The organism is Pedobacter sp. (genome assembly GCF_035566355.1).
In the GTDB taxonomy this organism is placed as follows: Bacteria; Bacteroidota; Bacteroidia; order Sphingobacteriales; family Sphingobacteriaceae; genus Pedobacter.
Genome location: NZ_DATMRL010000453.1, coordinates 1 through 3,902, shown reverse-complemented (window position 1 = coordinate 3,902; position 3,902 = coordinate 1). Strand labels below are relative to the sequence as shown.

Sequence of the window (3,902 nt, the reverse complement as noted above, 5' to 3'; positions counted from 1 at the left end):
ACCCAACATAATATCGGGTTGATCAACAATGCCCAAACCGACATTATAGGTTGTTGTTTCGCTGCCCCCGGTTAAGTTCAGGTTATGGGTTTGAACATGTGCTGGCTGTATCACCGTATTGAGCCAATTATAATTTGGATACAAATTCCTGTCAGTACTATTTGCATAGGCATCGATTTGGTCTTGGGTAAATCTGTTACTGGTTGGTGCACCAGAATTCACTGCAGCCTGATTGTACATTTGCATATATTGTGCTGAGTTATATACCAGATCCGGTAGACTGGTGGCCTTGGAGATCCCAAAGTTATAGCTATAAGAAACTTGCATTTTACCTGCTTTTCCTTGTTTGGTCGTAACCAGGATAACTCCGTTTGCTGCACGTGAACCATATATAGATGCAGACGCCGCATCCTTAAGAACGGTGACGCTTTCAATATTCTCCGGATTTAGCTGGGTAAGATTACCAGGTATTCCATCGATAATAACCAAGGGTTCGTTTCCAGCACCACTATAAGTGCCTAAACCACGTACTCTGAGTACATTTCCTTCATTTCCTGCTTCCCCGGAGGCTTGGGTTACAGATAAACCTGGTAGTTTACCTTGTAGCAGCTGAGTTGGATTTGTAGCTACCCTTTTGGTTAGATCTGCACCAGAAACGGTAGCTACGGCTCCTGTAAGATTAGCTTTCTTTTGCGTTCCATAACCTACTACAACTACGGTTTCGAGGTCTGTTTGTGCACTTTTTAGCGTGATATTGATGATTTGGCGGTTACCTACTATCTCTTCGACAGTATTATAACCAATAGAAGAAAATAAAAGTACTGCCCCTGGACCTGGTACTTTTAATACATATTTTCCGGAAATATCTGTAACAGTTCCGGTTGTTGAACCTTTTAACTTTACACCTACTCCTGGAATGCTTTGCCCTGAGCTCTCCTTGACTACACCTGAAATGGTCACTGTACTTTGTGCCTGTACGTGTTGTCCAAAGATGAGTAAGAGGAAGATGGTCGTGAGCGCATACCGTATGCTACCTGGTTTTTTTAGAGGAACAGGTGCAGAATTAGTAGAAAATCCCTTTTTCATACATTAAAATTTATAAATGGTTATATAGCCCTCTGCGAAAAGCTAGCTATTCCGCAAAGTAGGCTTGCAATGTGGCCATTATTTGAAGTCAAATGATCAGGTTATTGAGTATAATATTGTGCTATTTTGGCATAGAATTGCCAATTTTAATTGTGATTTTGGCTTATTTCAGTATAAAATAATTTTTAGATACTTAGATAAGTATACCAATGGAAATATTCAATCTTTTTTTCTTCCGCGGTGAAGACCTGAGTGAAAGCTAGTTCGGGAATAGGCTTATATCCCCTTAAATATATGTACCCCAGCCATCTCTGGCCAGGGTACATATATTAAAACTTATAAGCAATACCTATTCTGTAATTCCGTAGCGGCTCTGTTTGCCATGCATAGGCGGTAACTGCGCCATAATTATAGACTTCACCGTCATATAGGTATTTATTTAAAATGTTAAATACATTACCGGTGATTTTGATATTGCCAGATCCCCAGAACAATCCGCCATCCAGGCGGAAATAATCTGGCAAGGGCTTATTGTCGGTTCTGCTCCAACTACCTGGAACGCGGCCAATCTGCCATGAAAAACCTGTAGAAACTCCAGCACCCTTTAGTAGACCGTCTTGAAGGGTATAAGTTAGCCAGTTGTTGATTGTATGTTTTGCGAAACCCGGAACAACATCCCCGACTTGAATAGTGTTAACACCTGGGGTTACTTTGGTTACTTTCCCGTCTGTATAAGCATAATTGGCAATGAGTTGCAATCCTTTAGCAAGTTCTCCTCTCAAGTCCAACTCAATGCCTTGTACTCTTTTTTCACCTAATACAATGCTATGTGTTCTTGTTGCGTCGGTCGGATCGGATGTTAGTTCGTTTTGTTTTATGATGCGGTAAACTGACAAAGTGGTATTGAATCGACCGTCAAACCAGTCTTTTTTGATGCCGAATTCTGTATTTACACCAGTAATAGGCTTGATCTTACCACCGCCGGTAAGTATGCCGCTTTGAGGAATAAAAGCTTTGTCGTAAACAGCATATATAGAGGTATTGTTGTCAATTGAATAGCTCAGGCCAAATCTTGGGGTAAACTGGCTGGCTTTGTTGGGATTTTCGGGTGTTGTGCCCCAACTGTACTCACTTAAACTGGTATACCTGCCGGCAAGAGTTAGTCTTAACTTGTTGCTGAAGAAGCCCAGTTCTTCCTGCAGATAAAAGGAATGATATTTAGAGCCTATTAATCCTCCGGCCTCAATGGCACGTGTTTTTAAAGGGGTCAACCTTCTAGTGTCAAAGGCATAATAAGCTATAGGATTGGTACCATAAACAGGGCGTGCACTGTTAAATGGATTGGTATCCGTATCCAGGTTAACGCTCGCATTCCAATCGGCTTCATATTTTTTGTCTCCTGCATCAAAACCAGCCAGGATTCTGTGCTGAATGCTGCCCGTATTGAAGTTTCCATTTAAAAATACCTGGGCGAGTTTCATGCTGCTGCTTGCGTCCCAGATTCCTATGTTACGAATAATTGTTCCATCCTCATTTACTTTAGACGGCCATGCGCTGTTACCATTCATGTTATATTTGTAATATGCTCCTTGGGCTGTGAGTTTCCAATGCTCATCAATCTTTTGCTGTACGTTTAATGTAAAACTCTGATCATTAATAACAGTTGGTGGGATTAATGGGTCAGATTGAGAGAAATTGACAGGCAAAGTACCATAACCATTTACGCCAAAAACATAGGAAGACCCTACCTGGCTGGTTTTTGCCTGTTGTAAAGTATATTCCGCTGTTATTTTGGTATTACCGGTTTGATAGGAGAGGACAGGGGCGATGCTATAGCGGTCGTTGTACTCAAAGTCACGGTGGGATTTTTTATTCTGCGCTGCTGCATTGAGTCTGAACAGTAACTTGCCATCGTCAGTGAGTTTTCTGTCAAAATCTACGGTTGTACGATAAAGACCATAACTTCCAGTTGTAAAAGAGACTTCTCCTTTATTGATTCCTGTAGGTTTTTTGGTAACGACGTTGTATAAACCACTTGGATCACCGCTACCGAGCATAAATCCTGCCGGTCCTTTAACAAATTCAATGTGGTCTACAAAACTCATATCCTCGGTGAGTGGGCCCCAGAATGAATTGACCACATTAAAACCATTTCTAAAAGCCTGGATCTGTGAGCCACGCATTTTGATGTTAGCATACATGTCTGCCCAGTGCTGGGTACGTATGGCGCCGCTAACATTTCTGATCACACCATCACTCATGCTGGTAATTTGCTGGTCTTTAAGTACTTGTTCACTAACAATCTGAATGTTTTGAGGAGCTTCCAGTAAAGGTTCATTTAGCCTTAATGTGGCCGAGGGTAAGCTAACTTTGTACTTGTTTTTGATAGCTGCAATTTTTACTTCCTGTAGTGCTTCATCATTTTCGGCTAGAACAAAATCGACAGTTTTGGTTTCTCCTGGATTGATTATAATATTCTTTTCAGAAGATCGAATACCTACTGCTGAGGCTTTAATAATGTAGTTTCCAGATTTGACATGTTTAATAGTAAATTCTCCTTTTTCATCAGTTGTGGTGCCTATGCTTTTGCCTTTTAGAGTAATAGAGATTTGAGGTGCGGCCTTTCCATTAGATATTCTAACGCTGCCTTTTATGATTGCTGGCTGCTGCGCGAATGTAATCAGGCTGCTAAACAACATCACTGCTGTTAGTATGAGTAGTTTTTTAAACATGTTGGTTATTTGGATTAATTAAGAATAAGACAAAAGTAATAGATGCATTTTGAAATTTCAAGTTATTTAAAATAATTCTAAATA

The 3,902-nt window shown here is 40.6% G+C and carries 2 protein-coding genes; both read right to left on the bottom strand.

What is annotated here, in order from left to right; translation table 11 throughout:
• Nucleotides 1–1,086, bottom strand: a 1,086-nt coding sequence (locus VNZ46_RS17465) for a SusC/RagA family TonB-linked outer membrane protein (protein WP_325561324.1), incomplete at its 3' end; no start/stop codon positions are given.
• A 329-nt stretch (nucleotides 1,087–1,415) separates the two neighbouring features.
• On the bottom strand, nucleotides 1,416–3,818 hold the full coding sequence (locus tag VNZ46_RS17460) for a TonB-dependent receptor (RefSeq protein ID WP_325561323.1): 2,403 nt from the start codon (nucleotides 3,816–3,818) through the stop codon (nucleotides 1,416–1,418).
• Between the last annotated feature and the right edge of the window lie 84 nt (nucleotides 3,819–3,902).